This is a genomic window from Microvirga sp. 2MCAF35 (assembly GCF_052115545.1).
Classification (GTDB): Bacteria; Pseudomonadota; Alphaproteobacteria; order Rhizobiales; family Beijerinckiaceae; genus Microvirga.
This window is the reverse complement of sequence record NZ_JBFRGW010000089.1, coordinates 1-1,677: the sequence shown is the minus strand read 5'-3', so window position 1 is coordinate 1,677 and position 1,677 is coordinate 1. Positions and strand designations below refer to the sequence as shown.

The 1,677-nt window shown below is 68.9% G+C and carries 1 protein-coding gene; it reads right to left on the bottom strand.

Annotated elements, in window-relative coordinates; all coding sequences use genetic code 11:
- Positions 1 to 7: 7 nt before the first annotated feature.
- Positions 8 to 1,518 (bottom strand): transposase gene (locus AB4097_RS21415; RefSeq protein ID WP_442043309.1). Its coding sequence is split into 2 segments (ribosomal slippage): positions 8 to 633 and positions 633 to 1,518, totalling 1,512 coding nucleotides; the frame shifts between segments, so codons are not numbered across the junction.
- Positions 1,519 to 1,677 lie beyond the last annotated feature (159 nt).

Below are 1,677 nucleotides of genomic sequence, written 5' to 3'. Positions count from 1 at the left end.
TTTTTTTCTAGGACGGCAAAGCTAGCTGGCAGACCTGCTGTTCGAGAGCCGCCAGGTAGGCAGCGGGATCGTGTCGAAAGCGGGTGCGCAGGGTTCGCGCGCGGCGGCCTCTCTCCAGACGCTGGCGCAAACTCCTCCAGTGCTCCCGGTTCGCGGCGCCCAGATCTCGCGCCGTGGGCGCCTGCACGCGGGTCGCAGTGGCGGCGAGCAGACGGACCGAGCCGCGCAGAACCGCACCAGGGGCCGCTGTCTTGCGGCCGGTGGCACGCCGCTCGTGATCGCGCTGGGAGCCGAAGAGCTGTTCGAGATCATTGTTGGTGCGCGGCAGGTCCGGCACCGCATAGGTGTGGAACAACCCAGGGCGATAGCTGCGCGTGACCTTCTGGAAATGATCAAGTGCACCGGCCAGCGACCCAGCTTTGAGGCGATGCCGCTGCATCGCGCCCAGCACCCCGTTGACCCGCCGCCGCACCATCGCGGCGCTCTCCTCGTGCGGGTTGCCAAGCCAATGCGCCACGGCGTGCACGAACCGGTAGGCGTATTCCACATCCGGCCACAAGGCGGCCGTACGCTCCAGCGCACGAGCGATCATCTGGTGCAGGCGCGTGAGCGCCGGCGCGAGGCCCCCTTTTGCTGCACCCGGTCCAGGCTGCCGGCGACCGTCTCCAACCGCTGCTTCAGTTTGAGACCCGCGGCGGCGAGCGGTGCCCGGCCGTCATCGGTGATCGCGCTGCGCACCGCCGCACAGTATCCCTGCACGATCGCCGCTTCGGCATCATCCCGCTCCTCCACGGCCCGTTCGATCCGGCGGATGCCGCGCACCTGCTCCTTGAGCTCCTTCTTGGCATGCCGGTCGGCCTCGAAGATCGGATGAGCCGCCTCGCGCAGGAAGTGGAACTGACACAGCTGATGCGACACACCCGGCAGCACCTGGGCGACCGCCTGACGGATGGACGTCTGACCGTCGCTGATCACGCCGACAACCGGCACGCCCACGGCGGCCACCGCTTCGCGCAGCAGCCCCGCCAGATCCTGGGCCCGGCCGGAGAGCAGGCTGCGGGCCAGCACAATGATGCCGGACGGGCAGTCGCGGATGACCCACAGCACCTCATGGCCGACATCCGGCTGCACGCCATCCAACGCCAGAATGACCCGCCCTTGCCGGGCCAGGAGCCTCTGCAAGGGGCGGCGCTCCATCAGCCGGGTGGCGAGCAGCTCATCGTAGCGGTCGAGCAGGTTGGTGACGCTGCGCTCGGCAATGGTGACGCCGCGGGCCGTGAGCACCGCGTGGATCTCGGGCACGCTGCGATGCTCGCGGTGGCGCAAGGCCCCGATCAGTGCCACGATGTCCAGGCCGAACTTGTGCTGGGGCAAGGCCAGGGCGCCCTCACTCTCAGGCCGGTAGGGCTTGTGGAAGCGGGCGCACCCGTCGGTCTCGCACCAGCGGATCTTGAGCCGCAAGCGGATCGATCCGGTCAGCGTCACAAGGGTGCGGTGGTTCTCGTAGCGGATGCGCATCGGGGCTCCGCAGGCCGGGCACAGCCGACAGGCGGGCCGCAGCACCCGCTCGCGCTCCGGCGGCTGGCGCCCTGAGAGTCTGGTCATCCCGCACCTCCCATCAGGTACAGAAGACCCCCACCACCACACTCTACCAGACAGCCGGCTTTGCCGTCCTAG